Source organism: Sphingomonas sp. AOB5 (genome assembly GCF_029433115.1).
In the GTDB taxonomy this organism is placed as follows: domain Bacteria; phylum Pseudomonadota; class Alphaproteobacteria; order Sphingomonadales; family Sphingomonadaceae; genus Sphingomonas.
Genome location: NZ_JARNTV010000038.1, coordinates 1 through 22,562, shown reverse-complemented (window position 1 = coordinate 22,562; position 22,562 = coordinate 1). Strand labels below are relative to the sequence as shown.

Annotated in this window: 12 protein-coding genes; 3 read left to right on the top strand and 9 right to left on the bottom strand. The window is 65.6% G+C overall.

What is annotated here, in order from left to right:
* The first annotated feature begins 189 nt into the window (after positions 1-189).
* On the top strand, positions 190-1,893 hold the full coding sequence (locus P1X14_RS14985; protein ID WP_277316206.1) for a DUF885 family protein: 1,704 nt from the start codon (positions 190-192) through the stop codon (positions 1,891-1,893).
* Between the two features lie 366 nt (positions 1,894-2,259).
* Here the strand turns inward: P1X14_RS14985 and P1X14_RS14980 are convergent, their stop codons facing one another.
* The 3 genes from P1X14_RS14980 to P1X14_RS14970 all read right to left on the bottom strand — a co-directional run bounded on the left by P1X14_RS14980 (position 2,260) and on the right by P1X14_RS14970 (position 6,691).
* On the bottom strand, positions 2,260-4,038 hold the full coding sequence (locus P1X14_RS14980; protein ID WP_277316192.1) for an IlvD/Edd family dehydratase: 1,779 nt from the start codon (positions 4,036-4,038) through the stop codon (positions 2,260-2,262).
* Positions 4,039-4,105: 67 nt separating this feature from the next.
* Positions 4,106-5,518, bottom strand: coding sequence for a sugar porter family MFS transporter (locus P1X14_RS14975; protein ID WP_277316191.1), 1,413 nt, complete (start codon positions 5,516-5,518; stop codon positions 4,106-4,108).
* 147 nt (positions 5,519-5,665) lie between these two features.
* Entirely contained in the window at positions 5,666-6,691 is a 1,026-nt protein-coding gene (locus P1X14_RS14970; RefSeq protein ID WP_277316190.1) for a LacI family DNA-binding transcriptional regulator, read from the bottom strand.
* A 213-nt stretch (positions 6,692-6,904) separates the two neighbouring features.
* Here P1X14_RS14970 and P1X14_RS14965 point away from each other — a divergent pair, with 213 nt between their 5' ends.
* Complete coding sequence (locus P1X14_RS14965) at positions 6,905-9,328, top strand: glycoside hydrolase family 3 N-terminal domain-containing protein (protein ID WP_277316189.1); 2,424 nt, start codon at positions 6,905-6,907, stop codon at positions 9,326-9,328.
* 27 nt (positions 9,329-9,355) lie between these two features.
* Here P1X14_RS14965 and P1X14_RS14960 read toward each other — a convergent pair whose 3' ends face one another.
* From P1X14_RS14960 to P1X14_RS14935, 6 genes are all read right to left on the bottom strand, one after another.
* Entirely contained in the window at positions 9,356-11,143 is a 1,788-nt protein-coding gene (locus P1X14_RS14960; RefSeq protein WP_277316188.1) for a glycoside hydrolase family 9 protein, read from the bottom strand.
* Positions 11,143-12,810, bottom strand: a complete 1,668-nt coding sequence (locus tag P1X14_RS14955) for a glycoside hydrolase family 43 protein (RefSeq protein WP_277316187.1) — start codon at positions 12,808-12,810, stop codon at positions 11,143-11,145. The genes P1X14_RS14960 and P1X14_RS14955 overlap by 1 nt, the downstream gene beginning before the upstream one ends.
* Before the next feature lie 99 nt (positions 12,811-12,909).
* Positions 12,910-14,445 (bottom strand): tryptophan halogenase family protein, encoded by a 1,536-nt coding sequence (locus tag P1X14_RS14950; RefSeq protein ID WP_277316185.1) that lies wholly within the window; start codon positions 14,443-14,445, stop codon positions 12,910-12,912.
* Positions 14,442-15,965, bottom strand: a complete 1,524-nt coding sequence (locus P1X14_RS14945) for a tryptophan halogenase family protein (protein ID WP_277316184.1) — start codon at positions 15,963-15,965, stop codon at positions 14,442-14,444. Before P1X14_RS14945 ends, P1X14_RS14950 begins: the two co-directional genes overlap by 4 nt.
* Positions 15,962-17,374, bottom strand: a complete 1,413-nt coding sequence (locus P1X14_RS14940; protein WP_277316182.1) for a tryptophan halogenase family protein — start codon at positions 17,372-17,374, stop codon at positions 15,962-15,964. The genes P1X14_RS14945 and P1X14_RS14940 overlap by 4 nt, the downstream gene beginning before the upstream one ends.
* The gene (locus P1X14_RS14935) at positions 17,374-18,873 is read right to left on the bottom strand and encodes a tryptophan halogenase family protein (protein WP_277316181.1); all 1,500 of its coding nucleotides are present in this window, start codon (positions 18,871-18,873) and stop codon (positions 17,374-17,376) included. The genes P1X14_RS14940 and P1X14_RS14935 overlap by 1 nt, the downstream gene beginning before the upstream one ends.
* A 253-nt stretch (positions 18,874-19,126) precedes the next feature.
* On the opposite strand from P1X14_RS14935, the gene P1X14_RS14930 reads away from it, so the two are divergent.
* Positions 19,127-22,429 (top strand): TonB-dependent receptor, encoded by a 3,303-nt coding sequence (locus P1X14_RS14930; protein WP_277316180.1) that lies wholly within the window; start codon positions 19,127-19,129, stop codon positions 22,427-22,429.
* The last annotated feature ends 133 nt before the right edge of the window (positions 22,430-22,562 follow it).

Sequence of the window (22,562 nt, the reverse complement as noted above, 5' to 3'; positions counted from 1 at the left end):
CCCGCGGAGAATACCCCTCCGTCAGCCTGCGGCTGCCACCTCCCCCTCCGGGGGAGGATTGATTGAAGCACGATACGCCCCCCCCGGTCGACAAAGCCCCTCCCCTCGGCCAGCCTGATTGCCGCCACCGCCGCATTCCCGCAGGTGGCGAGCGCCACGAAGGGCAATCGCGATGCCGAGCTGCGCGCGATGCTCGACGGCTTTTTCTACGCGCGGCTCGACGACAATCCCGAACAGGCGACGTCGATGGGGCTGGATACCGGCACCCGCGCGCATCTCCGCTCGAAGCTGGGCGACACCTCGCGCGGCGGCGCGAAGCGGCGGTTCGCCCGGGCCCGGCAGGAGTTGAAGACCCTCCGCTCGATCCCGCGCGACGCGCTGGGCGAGGCGGCCGCGCTCGACTATGACGTCGTCGAATATGGACTGACGCGAACGCTCGATGCCCAGCGCTTCAGCTTCGGCGCCAGCGGCGGCTATTACGCGCCCTATCTGCTGTCGCAGCTCTCGGGTGCCTATCGCAGCGTCCCCGATTTCCTCAGCGGCGCCCACCGGGTGAACAATGCGGCCGATGCCGATGCCTATCTGGCGCGGATCGAGGCTTTTCCCGCCGCAATCGAGGCGGAAACCGAGCGCCAGCGCGAGGATGCGGCCAAGGGCGTGTTCGCGCCCGACTATATCCTCGATACCACGCTGAAACAGGTTGCGGCGCTGCGTGACAAGGCGCCCGAGGCCACCGGCCCGGCCACCGATCTGGCCGCCAAGCTGAAGGCCGCGAACCTGCCGCCCGACCGGGCAGATGCCGTCGCCAAGCTGATGGCGGAACGCGTCTTCCCCGCGCTCGACCGCCAGCGCGCCTTGCTTACCGATCTGCGCGCGAAAGCCACGCACGATGCCGGCGTCTGGCGCCTGCCCGATGGCGAAGCCTATTACACCGCCGCCGCCAGCGCCGCGACCAGCGTGTCGATGACCGGCGACGAGATCCACCGTCTGGGGCTCGAACAGGTCGCGGAGATCAGCGCTCGGATCGACACGATCCTGAAGGCGCAGGGCATGACCCAGGGCAGCGTCGGCGATCGGCTGGTCGAGCTGAACAAGCGGCCGGACCAGCTCTTCCCCAACACCGATCCGGGCCGCGAGGAACTGCTGGAGACGCTGCGCGGACAGGTCGCTGCCATGGCCAAAAGGCTGCCCGAACAATTCGCCGTGGTACCCAGGGCCCCGGTCGAGGTCCGCCGCGTGCCCGAGGCGATCCAGGCAGGCTCGCCGGGCGGCTATTATCAGGCAGCCTCGCTCGATGGCTCGCGCCCGGCGATCTATTTCATCAACCTGCGCGACACGTTCGACCGGCCGAAATTCGGGCTGGCCACCCTCAGCTATCATGAGGGCGTGCCCGGCCATCACCTGCAGATCATGTCGGCGATGGAAAGCGACGACATCCCGATGATCCGGCGCAGCGGCGGCTATTCGGGCTATAGCGAAGGCTGGGCGCTCTATTCGGAGCAGCTCGCCGACGAGATGGGCATGTATGACGGCGATCCGCTGGGGCAGGTCGGCTATCTCCAGTCGCTATTGTTCCGCGCGACCCGGCTGGTGGTCGACAGCGGCATGCACGCCAAGCGCTGGAGCCGCGAGAAGGCGACCGACCATCTGATCGCTACCACCGGCATCGCCCGCGGCCGCAGCCAGGGCGAGATCGATCGCTACACGGTCTGGCCGGGCCAGGCGTGCAGCTACAAGATCGGCCACACCGTCTGGGTCGAGCTGCGCGACGAAGCCAGGCGCAAGGCAGGCGCAAGCTGGGATCCCAAGGCGTTCCACGCGGTGCTGACCAAGGGATCGATGCCGCTGACCGTGCTGCAGAAGCTTGCCCGTGCGCGGATGGCCGCGGGCTGATCCGTTCGCTTGCAATGTTGGATTCCGGCTGCTGCACTCCGCGCGCCGGGTCCATGCCCGGCCGCTCTTTGACATGTCGCTATCTGGGCAAAGATCTTATTCCGGAGGGGTAAAATCCAACGGCAGGTTCGTGGCGCGCGAGAAACGCCATGCCAGTGTGACTCTTGTGACTCTTGTTTCCCCGAAAGGGTAAAACATACTAGCCGCAAACTCTAATCACCCTCCCCAGCAAAGGCTGGGGCCCAGTTGCCAAGGTGGTCGTAGCGACGGGCATGGCTCTCCCGCGCACGTCTCGCAGCTGGACCCCAGCCTTCGCTGGGGAAGGGTATTTGCTTGAGCGCGGCACGAACACCAACGCACCCGCAATCAATGATTATGCCGCGGCACCTTGTTGCTCGTCCCGCGATACTTGACCGCGAATTCCAGCACCCCGCCCTCGCCCAGTTGCCCGGTCTTCTCGCGGAACAGCTCTTCCCACGGGGTCTGGCTCTCCGGGATCGGCGGCGCGGGTTCGCCCTTGCGGCGGGCGATCTCGTCCGGCTCGACCAGCGCGTTGCAGGAGCCAGCGTTCAGGTCGATCCGGATGATATCCCCGGTATGCAGCCAGGCCAGCCCGCCCCCCGCCGCGCTCTCGGGGGAGGCGTTGAGGATCGACGGGCTGTCCGACGTCCCCGACTGGCGCCCGTCGCCCAGCGTCGGCAGGCTCATGATGCCCTGCTGGATCAGATGATCGGGCGGCTGCATGTTGACCACTTCCGCCGATCCGGGCCAGCCGAGCGGACCGGAACCGCGGATGACCAGGATACAGTCCGCGTCGACCGCCAGCGCGGGATCGTTGATCCGGCGGTGATAGTCGTCCGATCCGTCGAACACGATCGCCCGCCCCTCGAACACCCCTTCGGCGCCGGGGCGCGAGAGATAGCGGGCACGGAAGTCGGGCGAGATCACGCTGGTCTTCATGATCGCCTGATCGAACAGGTTGCCCGAGAGGACGAGGAACCCGGCCTTCTCCATCAGCGGCTGATCGTACGGGTAAATCACCTCGCGGTCGGTCGCCTCGCGGCCCGCGACATTCTCGGCCAGCGTCTTGCCGGTACAAGTCATCACGCTGCCGTCGATATGGCCGGCAAGGATCATCTCGGTCAGCACCGCGGGGATGCCGCCGGCACGGTGGAAGCGCTCGCTGAGATACTTCCCCGCGGGCTGCATGTTGACCACCAGTGGCAGGTCGTATCCGCGCATCCAGTCGGCGGGGCCGATATCGATCCCGGCATGGCGCGCCATCGCGATCAGGTGCGGCTGGGCATTGGTGGAGCCACCGATCGCGGTCAGCAGGTTGATCGCGTTGAGGAAGCTCTGCCGCGTCAGGATCTTGGAGGGGCGCAGATCCTCATAGGCCATGTCGACGATCCGCTTGCCGGTCTCGTACGCCATCTGCCCGCGCTCGCGATACGGCGCCGGGATCATCGCACAGCCCGGCAGCGACATGCCCAGCCCCTCGGCCAGGCTGTTCATGGTCGAGGCGGTGCCCATGGTGTTGCAATGCCCGGCCGAAGGCGCGCTGTCGGTCGCGCGGCGCAGGAATTCGGCTTCGTCGATCTCGCCCGCCGCCAGCTTGCGCCGGCTACGCCAGATGACCGTGCCGGACCCGACCAGCTCGCCTTCATGCCACCCGTCGAGCATCGGCCCGCCGGACAGGACGATAGCGGGAATGTCGACCGTGGAGGCCGCCATGATCGACGAGGGCGTGGTCTTGTCGCACCCGGTGGTCAGGATCACCGCATCGACCGGGTAGCCGTTGAGGATCTCGACCAGACCGAGATAGGCGAGGTTCCGGTCGAGCGCAGCGGTCGGGCGGCGACAATTCTCGAAGATCGGATGAAGCGGGAACTCCATCGGAATGCCGCCCGCCGCGAGGATGCCTTCACGGGCACGCTTGACGGTCTCGAGGTGGATGCGGTTGCACGGCGCGATGTCGCTGCCCGACTGGGCGATGCCGATGATCGGCTTGCCGCTCATCAGCTCGTCGCGGGTGATGCCATAGTTCATGAACCGCTCGAGATAGAGCGCGGCCATGTCGGCCCGCCCGGGCGCGGCGAACCATTCGCGGGAGCGGAACGGGCGAGCGGGCGTGCGGGTCGTCATCATGTCATCCTGTTAAAAGGGGCGCGGCCCGAAGACCGCGCCCCCGATAATAGCAGCTCCGAAAGGCTCAGCCTTCCATCGCTTCCAGTTCCTTGCCCTTGGTCTCGTTGATGAACTTCGCGACCAGGAAGAAGCTGATCACCGCGCAGACGCCGTAGAAGCTGTAGCTTGCGGCAAGGCCGATGGTGGTCAGCATGATCGGGAAGGCCTGTGCGATCACATAGTTGGCGAACCACTGGAAGAAGCCCGCGACCGCCAGCGCCGAACCGCGGATCTGGTTCGGGAACATCTCGCCCAGCATCACCCACATCACCGGGCCCCAGCTGACGTTGAAGAAGATCACATAGACGTTCGCCGCCCACACCGCGATCTCGCCGGTCTCGGGCGAAAGCACCAGCTTGCCGTCGACCAGACCGCCCTGGCTGAAGGCATAGACCATCACGAACAGCGACGCCGCCATGCCCAGCGAGCCGATCAGCAACAGCGGCTTGCGGCCGATCCGATCGATCAGCGCGATCGTCACGAAGCAGGCCGCGATCGACACGGCGCCCGAGACGATGTTGATCATCAGCGAGTCCTGCTCGCTGAAGCCCGCCGCCTGCCACAGCGTCGCGCCATAGTAGAAGATCACGTTGATGCCGACGAGCTGCTGGAACACCGCCAGCATGATGCCGACCCACACGATCGAACGCACGCCAAGGAAGCCGCGACCACCCGCGGGCGTCAGCACGTCGCTGAGGCGCGGACGATGCTCGGTGAAGGTCGCCTGGATCTCGGCGACCTTGGCCGAAGCCGCACCGGCGCCGAACAATTTGGTCAGCACCGCCAGCGCCTCGTCGTTGCGGCCCTTGGCGACCAGATAGCGCGGGCTTTCCGGGATGAAGAACAGCGCGATCAGGAACACCGCCGCCGGCACCGCCTGCAGCAGGTACATCCAGCGCCAGGCCTCGATATCGGCCCAGATCTTGTTGGTCGAAACGCCTGCCAACGCCGTGACGTAATAGTTGGCGAGGAACGCCGCGGTCAGGCCGGTGATGATCATCACCTGCTGCACCGTGGTCATCCGGCCACGAATGTTCGCGGGCGCGACTTCGGAGATATAGGCGGGCGACAGCACCGATGCCGCACCCACCGCCATGCCGCCGATGATCCGGGCAATGACGAAGAGGGTGTGATCGTGCGCGAAACCCTGAACCAGCGCGCCGCCGAGGAACAGCACCGCGGCCAGCCGCATCACGGCACGGCGGCCCATCGCGTCGGCCAGCACGCCGGCCAGCGAAGCGCCGATGACGCAGCCGATCAGCAACGATCCGACCGTGAAGCCCAGCGCCGCCTCGTCCAGCCCGAAGGCGGCGATCAGGCCCGGCTGCGTGCCGTTTACGGCACCGCTGTCATATCCGAACAGCAGGCCACCAATCGTTGCCACCGCAACGATCGCGAAGACGAGGCCGATATTGGTCCTCTCCGCGGATTGATTCATTTGCGAGTCCCCTCTCCTCAGCCCGTATCGCCGGGCGTGTTAGCGGTAACGGTACGGCCTATCCAAGGAAAAGCAAGCCGCTTCCGACGCTAGACCGGCACCCTATCCTCAGGCCGATTGAATCCGCGAAAAGGCGAAGGGAAACGGCTAGCCGCGCTTCGCAGCAGGCGGCGGCCCGGAGGATTCGCGCACGATCAGTTCGTAGTCGAGGATCTGTTCGTCCTGATCCGATCCGTCGGGCATGCGCTGGGTGCGCAGGCTGGCCAGCAGCAAGTTGAGCGCGGTTTCGGCCATCGCCGCGGTCGGCTGGCGGATCGTGGTCAGTTCGGGCCACACGGTCGTGGCGAGCTGGGTATCGTCGAAGCCGACAATGGTCAGGTCCTGCGGCACGTGCAGCCCGCGGCGGTGCGCGACCCCCACTGCGGCGGCGGCCATGTCGTCGTTCGAGGCAAAGATCGCGGTTGGCGGGTCCTTGCGGTCGAGCAGCCGCTCGGTCGCGACGATGCCCGAGCGGAAGGTGAAATAGCCCTGCTCGACCGGCATTTCCTTCAGGTCGAGACCAGCATGCTCCAGCGCCGCGACGAAGCCGCGATAGCGCTCGGCAGACGAACTCTGGTTCGGATTGCCGCGAATGAAGCCGATCCGGCGATGGCCGAGATCGATCAGGTGCCGCGTCATCGCCGAGGCGGCGCCAAAATCGTCGATGCGGACGTTCAGGCTGTTCTCGGGCGGCAGGCCCATCGCAACCGACACCCAGGGGATGCCCGCAGCTTCGAGTTCGGCACGGACCGGCGCGGCTTCTGACAGCGGCGGCGGCAGGATCACGCCTTCGACCGACGTCGAAGCGAACTGGCGCGTGGCCTCGGCCTGTTCGTCGGCGCGCTCGCCCTCGCAAGCCTCCAGCACCAGATGGCAACCGGCGCGGCGGGCCGCGGCCAGGGCACCGATCAGGAACTGCGAGAGATACGCTGCCGAGGGATTGGAATAGAGCAGGCCGATCTGCGTCGCCTCGCCCGCGGCCAGACTGCGCGCGGCGCTGTTCGGCGAATAGTTGAGCTTCTCGATCGCTTCGAGCACCGCCGCCTTGGTCGTGGCGCGCACGTTCGATCCGCCGTTGACAACCCTCGAAACGGTCATCGCCGACACGCCTGCCGCCCGCGCGACATCCTGCACGGTAACGGTACCTCGGCTACGCCGGCTCGGTTTGCTCAAGAAAATCGCCCTCCTGCGCGGGGAATAAGAGCCGCTCTCCGAGAATGCAATAAAGTTGGGAAACCGGCTTGTCCGAGTTGACCCGGCTGCGCTGCCATCTATAGTTGATAGCGCTACCATAACGATCCACAGGATCAGAGACGGCACCAGCGCCGCATTCAGGAGAGGAATTCCATGACCGTTTCCGGCCACGCCCGCCGCCGCGCCCGCCTTGCCTGCTTCGCTGCCATCGCAGCACTCGCCATGGCCCCGGCATGGATGCCCGCCCCTGCCCAGGCTCAGGCCAGCAACAAGGCCGGCGTTCCGCTCTACAAGGACGCATCGCAGCCGGTGGAGGTCCGCGTCGAGGACCTGCTGAGCCGGATGACGCTGGAGGAACGGATCGCGCAGCTCGTGTCGATCTGGGAGCATAAGGACCGCATCCAGACCCCGAACGGCGATTTCGACCCGGCAAAGGCCAGCGCAGCCTTCCCCAACGGCCTCGGCATGATCTCGCGCCCGTCGGACCGTCGCGGCGTGACGCCGCCTGCCCCGGGCAGCGCGGGCGCAGCCGCCGGCATCGGCAATCGCAACCCGGAGGAGACCGCCCGCTACATCAACGCCGCACAGAAATGGGCGGTGGAGAATACCCGTCTCGGCATCCCGATGTTCATGCATGAGGAGGCGCTGCACGGTCTGGTCGCCCCGGGCGCCACCAGCTTCCCGCAATCCATCGCGCTGGCGAGCAGCTGGAACCCGAAGATGGTCGAACAGGTGTTCACCGTCGCGGCGCGAGAGGCCCGCGCACGCGGCGCCAATCTGGTGCTCGCCCCGGTCGTCGACATTGCCCGCGATCCGCGCTGGGGCCGGATCGAGGAGACCTATGGCGAGGACCCGCATCTGGTCAGCGAGATGGGCCTTGCCGCGATCCGCGGCTTTCAGGGCACCACCCTGCCGCTGGCGCCCGACAAGGTGTTCGTCACGCTGAAGCACATGACCGGCCACGGCCAGCCCGAGAACGGCACCAATGTCGGCCCGGCCCAGATCAGCGAGCGCGAGCTGCGCGAGAATTTCTTCCCGCCGTTCGAGCGCGCGGTGAAGGAACTTCCGGTGATGTCGGTGATGGCTTCGTACAACGAGATCGACGGCATCCCCAGCCATGTGAACCGCTGGCTGCTGACTGACGTGCTGCGCGGCGAATGGGGCTTCAAGGGCGCGGTGGTCAGCGATTATTTCGCGATCCGCGAGACCGTCACGCGGCACCGCATGTTCGGCAACGTCAAGGAAGCCGCGGTGCGCGCGCTCGACGCCGGCGTCGATGTCGAGACGCCCGATGGCGAGGCGTTCAACAATCTCGCCGCACTGGTCCGTGAGGGCCGGGTGAGCGAGGCACAGATCAACGTCGCGGTGCGCCGCGTGCTGACGATGAAGTTCCAGGCAGGGCTGTTCGAGAACCCCTATGCCGATATCCGCACCGCGGCGAAGAAGACCGCCACGCCCGATGCGATCGCGCTGGCGCGGCAATCGGCGCGGGAATCGATCGTGCTGCTGCGCAACGCGAACGGCCTGCTGCCGCTCAACGTCACCGGCATCCGCCGCATGGCGGTGATCGGGACGCACGCGAAGGACACGCCGATCGGCGGTTATTCGGATGTGCCGACCCATGTCGTTAGCGTGCTGGAAGCGATGGAGACCGAGGGCAAGGGCAAGTTCCAGGTCGATTATTCCGAAGGGGTGCGCATCACCGAGCATCGCGTCTGGGCGCAGGACAAGGTGGAGCTGACCCCGACCGCGACTAACGACCGCCTCCGCGCCGAAGCTCTCGAGACCGCCAAGAATGCCGACGTCATCGTGCTGGTGCTGGGCGGTAACGAGGCGCTGAGCCGCGAGGCATGGGCCGACAACCATCTGGGCGATATGGACACGCTCGATCTGGTCGGGCCGCAGGACCGGCTGGCGCAGGAACTGATCGCGCTGGGCAAGCCGGTGGTCGTGGTGCTGCTCAACGGACGGCCCTATTCGGTCAACTATCTGGCGGCGAACGCGCCCGCGCTGATCGAGGGCTGGTATCTGGGTCAGGAGACCGGGAACGCGCTGGGCGACGTGATCTTCGGACGGTACAATCCGGGCGGCAAGCTGCCGGTCACCATCGCGCGCGATGTGGGCCAGCTGCCGATGTTCTACAACCACAAGCCGACCGCGCGGCGCGGCTACCTGTTCGGCGAGACCAAGCCGCTCTACCCGTTCGGCTATGGCCTGTCCTACACCACGTTCGAGATGTCGGCGCCGAAACTGGCGAGCAGTTCGATCGGCATCAGCGACAGCGTGAACGTGTCGGTCGACGTGACCAATACCGGAAAGCGCGAAGGCGACGAGGTGGTCCAGCTCTATGTCCGCGACGACGAAGCCAGCATCACCCGGCCGGTGATCGAGCTGAAGCATTTCCAGCGCGTCACGCTGAAGCCCGGCGAAACGCGCACGGTGACCTTCACCCTGACGCCGCGCGACCTGAGCTTCTACAATGTCGAGATGAAGCGCGTGGTCGAGCCGGGCACCTTCACCATTTCGGCGGGTCCGAATTCGGTGGATTTGAAGAGCAGCAAGCTGACCGTGAACTAAGGCCCACGGGGGAGGCTTACGCCTCCCCTACCGGTCCAGCCAGGCGGCGACCCAGAACAAAGGCGCGTTCCAGTTGATCGCGACTTCGTTCAGCGCATAGGCGTTCACATCGTCGGCATAGCAGCGCATCGGCGCACACCTGCCCTTCATCGCCTGCGCCACCGGATCGGCCATGCCGGTGGAATTGGGTCCGCCCGACAGTACGCCGGGCGGCGGCCCGGGCAGCGCGGGATCGAGCGAGGGTGCCCAGAAGCGATGGTGCGGATGCGCCATCGGCCGCGCGCCATAACCGCTGACATAGGATTGATCGAGCGGGTTGCGGCCGAGCAGATAGTCCATCGCATCGACCACCGCGTGGCGATATTTCGCGTCGCGGGTGAAGTCGAAGGCATAGGCCAGCACGATCGCGCGGTTCATCAGGTTCGATGTCGATCCCCAAGGGTAGCCGGACGGCACATAGGGGATGCGATAGCCGGTCCGCTCGCGCACGGCCGCGAAGCGATCCGCGAGTTTGATCAGCGCGGCGCGCGCGGTGTCGCGCTCGGGTGAAGCCTCCGGCAGCGTGGCCAGCGCGATGGTGCCGAGCGCCGCGGTGCGCGGCCAGCCGGGTTCGCCGGTATCGGCGCCATGATGCGGCGACTTGCGCACGAAATCACCGAACTCGGCTGCGCCTGTCGTGGCGAACAGCTCGGCCGCAGCCCAGTAGAATTCGTCCGAGACGTCATTGTCGCCATAACCACCACTGCCGGTGAAATCGCCGGTCGCATAGATCTCCGGGTTGCGCTTCGCCGCATCCCAGGCACGCCGCGCGGCGGTGAGGCAGCGCGCGGCAAAGGCATCGTCGATCCCCTTCCAGATCCGCGCGCATTGCCCGGCGGTGGCGGCGAGATTGAGCGTCGCCGAGATTGTGGGCGGATAGAGGAGGCGATCCTCCTTGTCGTCCGCCGGGCGCATCGGCAGCGCGGTCCAGTTGCGGTCGGCGACCTTCAGATGGGCCATACCCGAGGCGTCGACCTCGGTGAGGGTGACGCTGGCACCGCGCGCGAAATGGCCGACGGGAAGCAGCGCCCTGGTGCCCTGCGGCACCTGCATGGCGAGCATGAATTCCATCTCGAACCGCGCTTCGTCGAGCAGGTCGTTCACGCCGTTCCCGGCCTCGGGGATCGGCAGCTTGCCGTCGGCGAAGGCGGGGCTTTTCAGATGCTCATAAGCGTTCTGGAGCGTCCACAATGCAATGCCGCCATTGACGACATATTTGCCGTGATCGCCGGCATCGTACCAGCCGCCCTTCACGTCGAGCGTGTAGCCGCAGCCGGGCCAGACGATGCCGCGCTGGTCCTTGCCGGCGAAACAGGGCGCGATCTCGACGACATGCCCCGCCGGGCGCGCCCATCTGGCGCCGACATAGCGCGCCTCGATCGGGACCCCCGCGCGCTGGTGGTAGAAGAAGGCGAGCGCGTCCTTCGCGAGATTGCCGCGGGTGTTCGGCGCGATGTCGAACGGGCGGCTGACAAAGCTGCCGGAGCGCAGCGTGTAGCCCTTGCCCGGATAGGTGAAGGCGGAAATGTCGATGATGTGGACAGCCTCGCCCGCCAATGGATCGGCGCCATGGACGATGGTCTTGCCCGAGCGGATGACCTTGCCGCTCGCATCGCGGAGCTGCCAGTCGAGTGGCTTGGTGGAATCGCTGGCGAGCATGGCGCGCTTGGGGCCGTTCGGTGCGAAGCCGAGCTGGTTCAGGCGGATCGGCGAGACGGGCTCCGCTGCACCGGCAAGCAGGATCGCCAGCGCCAGCGGCGCCACACGACGCAGCATCACTGTCCCGACTTCGCGTACGGCCCGAAGGTCGTGCCGATAAAGCCACCCGCGGTCTTCGTGCTGAAGTTCTTCGCATCGATGCTGCCGAGCGGCGTCCATTTGCCGGGCATGATCGTGTAGGCGAATTCATAGCGCGCGCCGCTGGCATCGATACGCAGCCGGACCGGCGTGCCGGGCTTCGCGTTCAGCGGAGCGGAGGCGAGGATACGGCCCGCCGCGGGTTCCTTCTCCCCTGCCCGGCCTTCGACCAGCAGGACCGGTTTGCCGCCCTCCATGCCGATGCCGACGAACCCCCAATAGTCGTCACTCTGCAGCGCCACGAGACCGGCGCGGTCGCCATTCTTCGAAGGCGTGAACTGCACGACAGTCTCGACCGTGGCATTCATGTTCTGCTGGCGGCGGCCGAGGAACGAGGGATTGGCATTGTCGCCAAGGCCATCGGGCCGCGCGGTCAGGACCAGCGCGCCCTTGTCGAAACCGAACCAATTGCTCCGCGGGTTGCGCAGCATCATCCATTCGCGGCCGAGCTTCGGACCGTCGAACGCCTCGCGGACATGCATCGGGCCGCTGGTGACGCGCTTCGGCTGGACGGGCAGCGCGGGCCGGGCATGAACATAGGGAATCGGCTTGCCGCGCTCGAGGATCGTCGGCCAGCCATCCTGCCACTCGACCGGGAGCAGGAACGTCTCGCGCCCGGTATTGTAGAAATCGCCTTCGTAAGGGCGCACCGCGAGGAAGGTCGCCCACCATTTGCCGTCCGGCGTAGTGACGAGCTGGGCATGCCCAGCCGAGGTGACCGGATGGGCACGATCGCGCGGCAGATCGCGTTGGGTGAGCATCGGATTGCGCGGGCCGGGCACGTAGGGTCCGGTGACGTTCTTCGAGCGGAGGATAACCTGGCTATGCCCCTCCGCGGTGCCGCCCTCCGCTGCGCTCAGATAATACCAGCCGTCCTTGCGGAAGATGTGTGGCCCCTCGATCCACACCGGCTTCGTGCTGATGTCGATCCCGCCATCGACGACCATCGTGCGCGGGCCGAAGGTCTTGAGCGTCTTGAGGTCGAACTCCTGCACCCACAGCGCGCGGTGCCCGTCATATTGCGGCGGACCGGCCGGCGTATCGTTGTTGATGATCCAGGTGCGCCCGTCCTCGTCGAAGAACAGCGAGGGATCGATGCCGTATTTCAGATCGGGCAGGAACACCGGATCGGACCATGGCCCCGCCGGATCCTTCGCGGTGATCACGAAATTCCACCCGCAATCGACGCAGGTATTGAGGATGTAGAAGGTCCCGTCCTTGTGCTGGATCGTCGGCGCGAAGACGCCACGCGAGAGGCCGAGCTTCTTGAAATCGAGCTGGCCGGGCCGGTCGATCGCGTTGCCGATCTGGGTCCAGTTCACCAGATCCTTGCTGTGGAACACCGGGATGCCGGGGAAATAGCTGAAGGTGGAAGTGACGAGGTAGAAATCGTCGCCGACGCGGGTGACGCTGGGGTCCGGGTAGAAACCGCTGAGGATCGGGTTGCGATAGTCGCCGGGACCGGGCGCCAGCGTGGCATCGACGGGATCACTGCCTTTGTAATCGAACCAGTCGAACCGGGCGGTCTGCGCCAAGGCGGGTGTGGCAGCCAACAGCATCGTGGCGGCGAGCAGGGCGCTGCGCATCGGTATCTCTCCCGCATTTCTCGTTAGCGCTATCATGGCGAGGCGGCCGCCCGATGTCCAGCGTTGTCAGGAAGTGACTCGCTTGGAAGGATACGGGCCTCAGCCCCGCCCCAGCCACACGAATTCCGGCGCCTTGCAATGCTTTTCGATGAACTCGAAATGCCCCGGCATCCAGTCGACCGAGTTGCGCGTCACCTGCCGGATCTCGGCCATGCGGCTGCGGAACATCTCGTCGGGCATTTCGTCGACCACCGGGTCGTAACGGCCCGGCGCGATCCCTTGTCCCATCATCACCGCATACCAGCTGGTGTCGTTGAACAGTTCGTCATGCTCGCGGAACACGCGGCCGGTGGATTTGAAGATCGCGATCTTCTCCTTGAGATAGTCGCTGATCTGCATCGTGCGGCAATGATCCCAATAGGGCGTGTCGCTGCGCTCGGTCGCATTGTAGTGCAGGATCAGGAAGTCGCGGATCTTCTCATATTCCCACGTCATCCAGCGATTGTAGAGGCCGATCTCCGCCTCCCCCATCGCGCGGGTGGGCAGCAGAGTCATCAGGCGCGAGATACCAACCTGGATCAAATGAATGCTCTGGGATTCGAGCGGCTCCATGAAGCCCGCCGACAGGCCGATGGCGACGACATTCTTGTCCCAGCTCTTCTTGCGTCGCCCGGCAGTGAATTTCAGGCGGAACGGATCGGCCAGCGGCGCGCCGTCGAGATTGTCGAGCAGGATCGCAGTCGCCTCGTCGTCGCTCATATGGGCCGACGAATAGGCATGGCCGTTGCCCAGGCGATGCTGGAGCGGAATGCGCCATTGCCAGCCCGCCGGACGTGCGGTGGCGCGGGTGACGGGACGCAGCGATCCACCCAGTTCGCAGGGTACCGCGACCGCGCGGTCGTTCATCAGCCACTCGGACCAGTCCTCGTAACCGGCGCTCAGCGTCTGTTCGATCAGCAGGCCGCGGAAGCCACTGCAATCGATGTAGAAATCGGCCTCGATGGTCTCGCCGCTTTCGGTCAGCACGGATTCGACGAAGCCGGTTTCGGGATGCTGCCTGACCTCGACGATGCGGCCCTCGACCCGCTTCAAGCCGCGCGCTTCGGAATATTCGCGGAGATATTTGGCGTAGAGATTGGCGTCGAAGTGGAAGGCATAGGCGATATCGGCGAGCGGCGAATTGCCGGCATTGGGCACCGGCCGTGAGAATTTGGCGTCCTCTGCGCCGAGCGCCTGGAGCGAATATTCGTCGAGCTTTCCGCCATGCCCCTCGGCCAGCGCGCGCAGGTAGAAGGCGTGGAACGACACGCCACCCATATCGACGCCATAGGGTCCGAACGGATGGTAATATCGGTCGCCGATGCGGCGCCAGTCGACGAACTCGATCGCGAGCTTGAACGTCGCCTGGGTCTTGCGGACGAAATCATCCTCGTCGAGGCCGAGCAGCCGGTTGAAGATGCGGATCTGGGGGATGGTGGATTCGCCCACGCCGACCGTGCCGATCGCCTCGGATTCGATCACCGTCACCTTGGTGAAACCGTCGGTCAGGAAGCGCGCCAGCGCCGCGGCGGTCATCCATCCGGCGGTGCCCCCACCGACGATCAGGATGTGGCGGAGACGATTGTCGTCGCTCATGCGGGAACCTTCATGTCGGGAATGGCGGGCGCCTGTTGCGCGAGCCAGAGATGGTGGAGCGGCATCGCCTGCGCCGCGCGGGCAAAGGCAGCGCGGATGCGGTTCAGCTTGTCGGTCACGTCGGCGGGATCGATCGCGTCGGCCAGCGGGTCCCAGCCCCGCGGCATGACATTCTGGCCGAGCATCACCGCGATCCAGCTCGATTCCGCGAACAGCTCGTCCTCGTAGCGGAAGAAGCGACCGCGGCCGCGGAAAAGGTCGAGCTTGCGTTGCAGCGTCTCGGGGATCGCCATCTCGCGGGTTCGGCGCCACAGCTCGCCGGTGCGGCGCTCGTTGGCGTGATAATGCAGGATCACGAAGTCGCGGACCTGCTCGAGCTGGAGGATGCTCAGGCGATTATATTCGTCGCGCTCGACCGGCGAGAAACCGCGATCGGGAAACAGCGCCAGCAGCTTCGAAATGCCGGTCTGGATGAAGTGGATGCTGGTGGATTCCAGCGGCTCGATAAAGCCCGATGCGAGACCGAGCGACACGCAGTTCTTCGCCCAGATCTCGCTGCGGCGACCGGCTTCGAACCGGATAATGAAGGGATCGCGCAGCGCCGGTCCGTCGATATTGGCGAGCAGGGTCTCACGGGCCCGGTCGTCGCTGATGTCGGCGCTGGAATAGACATAGCCGTTGCCGATCCGGTGCTGCAGCGGGATGCGCCATTGCCAGCCGGCCTCATGCGCGGTGGAGCGCGTGAAGGGCGTGATCTCGGCGCCTGCACTGGCGCAAGGTACGGCCATGGCACTGTCGCACTGGAGCCAGTGTTTCCAGCTCTCCCAGCCGGTCTTGAGCGCACCGGCGATGAGGAGGCCGCGGAAACCGCTGCAATCGAGCCAGAGGTCACCCGCGATGCGGCGGTCGCCTTCGAGGAGCACGCTTTCGATGAAGCCGTCCTCGCCGCGCAGCTGGACGTCGAGGACCTTGCCTTCGGTACGGACCACGCCGCGGGCCTCGGCATAGGCGCGGAGATATTTGGCGTAGAGGCCGGCATCGAAATGATAGGCGTAGTTGAGGCGCGAGCGGGCATCGCCGGGGTCTGCGACCGGCGGCGTGTAGCGCCCCTCGCGCATCGCGACGGCGCAGAGATTATAATCCTCGATCCAGCTTGCTGCGCCGCTTTCGTAGAACTTGCGCCAGTAATGGTGGAATTTCACGCCCTCGATATCGAAGCCGAATTCGCCGAAGGGATGGCTGTAGCGATGGCCCTCGCGGGTCCAGTCGACGAACTCGATGCCGAGCTTGATCGACCCTTGGGTGGCGCGAAGGAAATCGGCTTCGTCGATGCCGAGCAGGCCGTTGAAATTGCGGATCGGCGGGATGGTCGCCTCGCCCACCCCGACCGTGCCGATCGCGTCGGACTCGATCAGCGTGACCGCGACGCCGGTCGGCACCAGCTTCGACAGTGCAGCCGCCGCCATCCAGCCCGCGGTGCCGCCGCCGACGATCACGACCTGGCGGATTGGATCGCTCATTTCAGCGCCTCGCCATGGCCGGGCATCGCCTTAGCGGTCTCGATCAATATCTGGCGCAGGCGGGCGAAATGCTGGGTCAGCGCGGCTTCGGGGATCGTGTCGGCGAGCGCGTCGTAACGGCGCTGGCGGACGCCCTGCCCATCGAACAGGGCAATCCAGTCGGGCCGGTCGAACACTTCCTCGTCATACATCGGCACGCGGCCCCGGCTGGCGTGGAGATCCAGCTTGTACTGGAGTTCGTCGGGCACGGCCATCGCGCGGGCATCGTCCCATAGCGGCTCGCCCGTGCGGCCATTGGTCTTGTAGTGCGCGATGATGAAGTCGCGGGCGCGATCGGCCTCGCCATGCAGGATGCGGTTATATTCCGCCGACTCGGGACCGCCCGCGTCGTTCGGAAACAGCGCGATCAGGCGGCGAAGCCCGCTCTGGACGACATGAAGGCCGACAGGATGGATCGGTTCGACCACCGCTGCCGCAGCACCAATGGCGATACAGTTGGCCGTCCAGAAACGCGCGCGGCGGCCCGACTCGAACGCGGTACCACCGATATCCGAATGGGCCGAGGATGACAGGATCGCATCGCCCTGCCCGCCGGCCAGCGGCACGGTGCGGCGCCAGCCCGCTTCGTGCGCAGCGGCTACCGTGTAAGGCGGCGGCACGCCTTCCACCGCGTCGGCGGCCTCGATCACGCGATCGCAGGGAAGCCACTGCTTCCAGCTTTCGAAGGGCGAGAGCGATCCCGCCAGCACCGCCCGCGCGCCGGAGCAGTCGAGGAACAGATCGCCGGTCACCACCTCGCCACTGGCAAGCGTGACCGATTCGACCTGGCCGGTAACCATCACCGACCGGAACGGCGCCGAATGGAGGATCACGCCCTTTTCCAGAGCGGCGGCCCTGAGCAGCGAAGCGAACCCCGCCTTGTCGAGATGCAGGCCATAGGCGAGCGTCGAAAGCGGCGAGCGCGGGTCCTTGCTCGGACGGGCGAAGCGGCCCGCTTGCGCGGCGATAGCTGCGAGCGAGAAGTCGGCGAGGCGGCAAGGCTGACCGGCAGCACGGACCCGCGCGGCGAGTTGATGAAAGGCCACCGGCCCCATCGGCGCACCACTCTCGCCAAAGGGCAGGAACCAGGTGCCACCCTCTCCCGCCCAACCGGCAATGGCCGAACCCAGCGAATAGCTGCCCCGCGACGCCCGCAGCACCGCGGCTTCGTCCAGATCATGCTCGATCAGGAACTGCGCGAAACCGGGCAGCGTGGTTTCGGCGGGACCGAACGGGCCGGTGCCGATATCCGGTCCTTCGGTCTCGACCAGCGAGATCCGCCGCCCGCTGCCCGCCAGACCACGCGACAAGGCCAGCGCGCTCATCCATCCCGCAACGCCGCCGCCGACAATGACGATATCGCGGACCATCACGCGGCCTGCGCGGCGAGTTGGGCCAGCACCGTCTCGTGCGTCGGCATGGCTTCGGCAGCTTGGGTGTAACGCCCGCGCATCGCCTCCATCATCGCGGTCACATCGGCGTCGCTCACCTTGTCGCCGAGCGGATCGGGATGACGCGGATGCACGCGCTGACCGAGATAGACGGCGAGCCAGCTCGGTTCGAGGAACATGCCGTCACGGTAATTCACCACCACCCCGCGCTCACGGAACAGCTCGATCTTGTAGGCCACGCTGTCCGGCACGGTCATGGTGCGGCAGTAATTCCAGAACTCCGAATCGTCGCGCTCGGTCGCGTGATAATGGAGGATGATGAAGTCGCGGACGCGCTCATATTCCAGATCCATCAGCCGGTTGAATTCGGCCGCGTCGGCCGGGTCCCACTCTTGCGCCGGGAACAGATCGAGCAGCCGCCCGATGCCGAGCTGGATCAGGTGGATGCTGGTCGATTCGAGCGGCTCGAGGAACCCCGCTGCCAGCCCCAGCGACACGCAATTGCCGATCCACTGACGCCGCCTTTTGCCGGTGACGAAGCGCAGCCGGTTGGGATCGGCCAGCGGCGGCGCGGCTATCTCGCCCAGCAGGGTGTCGAGCGCCTCATCGTCCGACACGAAGCCGCTGGAATAGACATGGCCGTTGCCGGTGCGGTGCTGCAGCGGGATTTTCCACACCCAGCCCGATTTCTGCGCCGTCGCGCGCGTGTAAGGGGCCAGCGGCCCGACATTGTCGCACGGCAGCGCGATCGCGCGATCGCAGGGCAGCCAGTGGGTCCATTCCTCGTAACCCGATTTCAGCGCCTGCTCGATCAGCAGCCCGCGAAAGCCCGAGCAATCGACGAACAGGTCGGCCTCGACTCGCTCGCCGCCTTCCAGCGTGACGCTTTCGACGAAGCCGGTTTCGCCATTCAGCGCGACATCGACCACTTTGCCTTCCTGCCGCACGACGCCGCGCGCTTCGGCATAGCTGCGCAGGAATTTCGCATAGAGGCTCGCGTCGAACTGATAGGCATAGTTGAAGGTGTTGAGCAGCGAGCGCGGATCCTCATTGGGATGGTGGAACCGCCCGCGCCGGGCCGCCTGGATCGGCAGCGAATAATCCTCGAACGCGCCGCCTTGCCCCCTGGCCTGCATCCGCAACCAATGATGGTGAAAGGGCACGCCGCCGATATCCGCGCCGAACACGCCGAACGGGTGGATATAGGAATCGCCGATCCGTCCCCAGTTGCGGAACTCGATGCCCAGTTTGAAGCTACCCTGGGTGCGAGTCATGAACTCGGCTTCGTCGAAGCCCAGCGTCGCGTTGAAATGGCGGATATGCGGCACGGTCGCTTCGCCGACTCCGACGGTTCCGATTTCCGCCGACTCGACCAGGCGAATCGCGATTCCGGAGCCGCCGAGCTTGTTCGAAAGCGCCGCCGCGGTCATCCAGCCGGACGTTCCGCCGCCGACGATCAGGACGCGTTTCACCAGCATTGCGCCACCCTCTCCCTTTTCCCGATTGTTAGCGCTCCCTCGACCGAAGCGTCAACGCGCGCAGAAAACCGTGCTTTTTCCCTGATTGCGTTGTCAGGGTAGGCCTTCTCGTTGCATTTTGGTCACGGAAATGCGTTTTTGAAAATGTTGCAACAAGGTGACTTGATCTTCGGACCAAAGCTCAGTTACCTTAACTCGGACAACGAAGCGCGACTAATTGATAGCGCTAACAAACAAAGGGGAGGACGGCTTGATGCTCAAGCTCTATTCAAAGCACTCGTCTGACAACGCTGCCAAAAGCCGCGCCAGCCTGCTTCGTGCAGGGGTGTCCGCGGCTGCGCTGGCGTGCCTGTCGGTCGCAGCGCCTGCCTGGGCGCAGGACGCTCCGGCGCAGGAAGACGAAGGCGAGGCGATCGTCGTCAAGGGCTATCGCGCCTCGCTGCAGAGCGCGCAGCAGTTGAAGAAGAATTCGGACGTGGTGGTCGATTCGATCACCGCCGAAGATATCAGCGCCCTCCCCGACCGTTCGGTCACCGAAGCGCTGCAGCGCATCCCGGGCGTGGCGATCGATCGCTTCTCGGCCGGTCTCGATCCCGATCACTTCTCGGTCGAAGGTTCGGGCGTCGTCGTCCGCGGCCTCACCTATGTCCGTTCCGAGTTCAACGGCCGCGAAGCCTTCACCGCCAATAACGGCCGTGCGCTGAGCTTCGCCGACGTGCCTTCGGAAATGCTGGGCGGCGTCGACGTGTTCAAGACGCCGACCGCAGACCGCATCGAAGGCGGCATCTCGGGTGTGGTCAATCTGCGCACCCGCCGTCCGTTCGACTTCAAGGGCCTCGAGGTCGCCGGTTCGCTCGAAGTCAATTATGGCGATTTCGTCGACAAGGCGACGCCGACCGGATCGATCCTGGTCAGCAACCGCTGGGAAACGCCGATCGGCGAGTTCGGCCTGCTCGCCAACTTCTCCTATTCGCAGCTCAAGAGCCGCGCGGACCGCTTCCAGCTTTCGAGCTTCCGCATCCGCAACCAATATGCCGATGGCGACGTGGTGGACAATGTCGGCGGCCAGACGCCGCAGCGTCAGGTCTATTTCCCGCGCGGCGCCGTGCTGGGCACGCAGGAATTCAACCGCGAGCGCTATGGCTATGCCGCAGCCGCGCAGTGGAAGAGCAATGACGGTTCGGTCGAAGTCGTCGCGCAGTTCCTGCGTTCCGACGCGCGCCAGGCCTGGACCGAGCACACCGTGGAAATCGCGACCGACAACGTCGCGGGCAATGGCGACTCGCGCGCCGCGGCCGGCACCACGCTGAGCTTCGGTGCCGACGGCATGTTCCAGAGCGGTACCATCACCGGCCCGACCGGCTGGCGCGGCGACCAGAACACCGGTGCGGCCCGCGTGCCGATGCTGGGCCTCCAGTCGAACAATATCCGCCGCGATCAGGAATCGAAGCTCGTCACCGACGATTACGGCCTGAACATCCGCTGGAACGCCAGCGACCGGCTGGGCGTGGTGTTCGATTACCAGCATGTGAAGTCGAGCACCTATCTGCTCGACAACACGATCTGGGCGTCGACCTACCAGAACGCATCGATCACGATGAACGGCGACGGCTTCCCGAGCGTCACCTTCGGCCCGCCGCAGGTCTGCAACGGTCCCTCGACCAACGCGACCAATCCGCCGGGCACCGGCTTCGACTGCAACGCCGGCCAGCCGGCCGGCGGATCGGGCAACCCGACCTATTATGGCGCGGGCCACAACAGCTTCGCCGATCCGTACAACAGCTTCTATCGCGCCGCGATGGACCATATCGAGCAGAGCGACGGCAATTCCGACGCCTTCCGGCTCGACTTCGACTATGCCTTCCCGGAGAGCAATTTCCTGAAGTCGGTCCAGTTCGGTGCGCGCTACGCGGACCGCGACCAGACCTCGCGCTTCTCGACCTATAACTGGGGTGTGCTGTCGGAGCAGTGGGGCAATAACGGCCCGATCTGGATGGACACGCTGGTCGACGGCAACAATGCCAACGGCCACACCTCCGGCACCACTTATGGCGGCGAGACCTTCGGCTTCGACAACTTTTTCCGTGGCCAGGTTGCCAATCCGCTCGGCGGACAGCCCCGGCTGTTCTACGGCGGCCACACCGTCAACGACTATGCCGGCATGGTCGCCTTCTCGTCCGCGATCGCTCGCGAATGGCAGGGCACCTCGACCAGCTGCGCCGATGGCGTGGTGCGCAACGCAGGATGGAATCCGCTCGCCAATCGCTGCGGCGTGGTGGCCGGAACGCCGTTCCTGCCGGGTGAAATCAACCCGATCCGCGAACAGAATTATGCCGGCTATGTCCAGGCCAAGTTCCGCAGCGAGTTCGGCAATGGCTGGACGCTGAGCGGCACGGCGGGCGTGCGCTACACCAAGACGGATCGTGATGCGGGCGGCTACCTTGCCTTCCCGAACCCCGGTTCGATCACGACCGAAGCGCAGTGCGCATCGGTGCCGGTGGGCCAGAACCCGCCTGCGCTGTGCACCTTCCCGCTGGCGACCCGCGATGCGTTCCGCGCCTTCCAGAACGGGGCGGTCGTGCCGAGCAGTGTCAGCGCCAGCTATGAATACTGGCTGCCGAGCATCAACCTGAAGCTCGAAGTGGGCGGCGGTCTCCAGTTCCGCGCGGCCTATTTCGCAGGCGTGGCTCCGCCCGCGACGGGCCTGATCCGCAACTACTTCAACGTGTCGATCGGCACGGTGCAGAATGTGGACTCGACCGGTGCGGCCATTCCGAACAGCTATCGGATCCAGGGCGCGTTCAACGCAGGCAATCCGTACCTGCTGCCGACGACCGCGGATAACTTCGATCTGACCGCGGAATGGTATTTCTCGAATGTCGGCCAGCTGACCTTCTCGGCCTTCTACAAGGAGCTGCATGGCGTCCTCACCAACGATACGGTGCGCCGTGACTTCACCAATGCGGGGGCAACCTTCCCCGCGATCGTGACGACGCCGGTCAATTCGACGGCGACGGGCAAGATCAAGGGCTTCGAGGTCAGCTACCAGCAGACCTACGACTTCCTGCCCAGCTTCCTGAAGGGCCTCGGCCTCCAGGCGAACTACACCTTTGTCGACTCCTCGGGCGTGCCGCAGAGCACCCTCTCGGCGACCGACCCGGATGTGGCCGCCGGCCGCGTGACGACGGTGAATACGGCACTCCTGCCGCTGCAGGGCCTGTCGAAGCACACCTTCAACATCACGCCGTTCATCGATATCGGGCCGTTCTCGGCACGCCTCACTTACTCGTGGCGTTCGGAATGGCTGCTGACGGTGCGCGACGTGATCACGCCGTTCGATCCGATCATGAACGAAAGCACCGGCCAGCTCGACGCGTCGATGTTCTTCGCCATCACGCCGAACATCAAGCTGGGCGTGCAGGGCGTGAACCTGACCAACGAGATCACCAAGACCAGCGCCGTCATCTCGGCGATCGGTGGCGGGATCCGTCAGGTGCCGCGCGGCTATTACATGAACGATCGCCGCTACACCGCGATCCTGCGTTTCAACTTCTAGTCCCTGAAGGACACCCTGCCCTGTGGCGCCGCCGGTCCAGACCGGCGGCGCCGCTTTTTTTGTTGTGATGGCGGCACCGGCCCGCTCCCCCACCCGGCCACCCAACGGAAGTTTATTCTATGGGTGGCCGGGT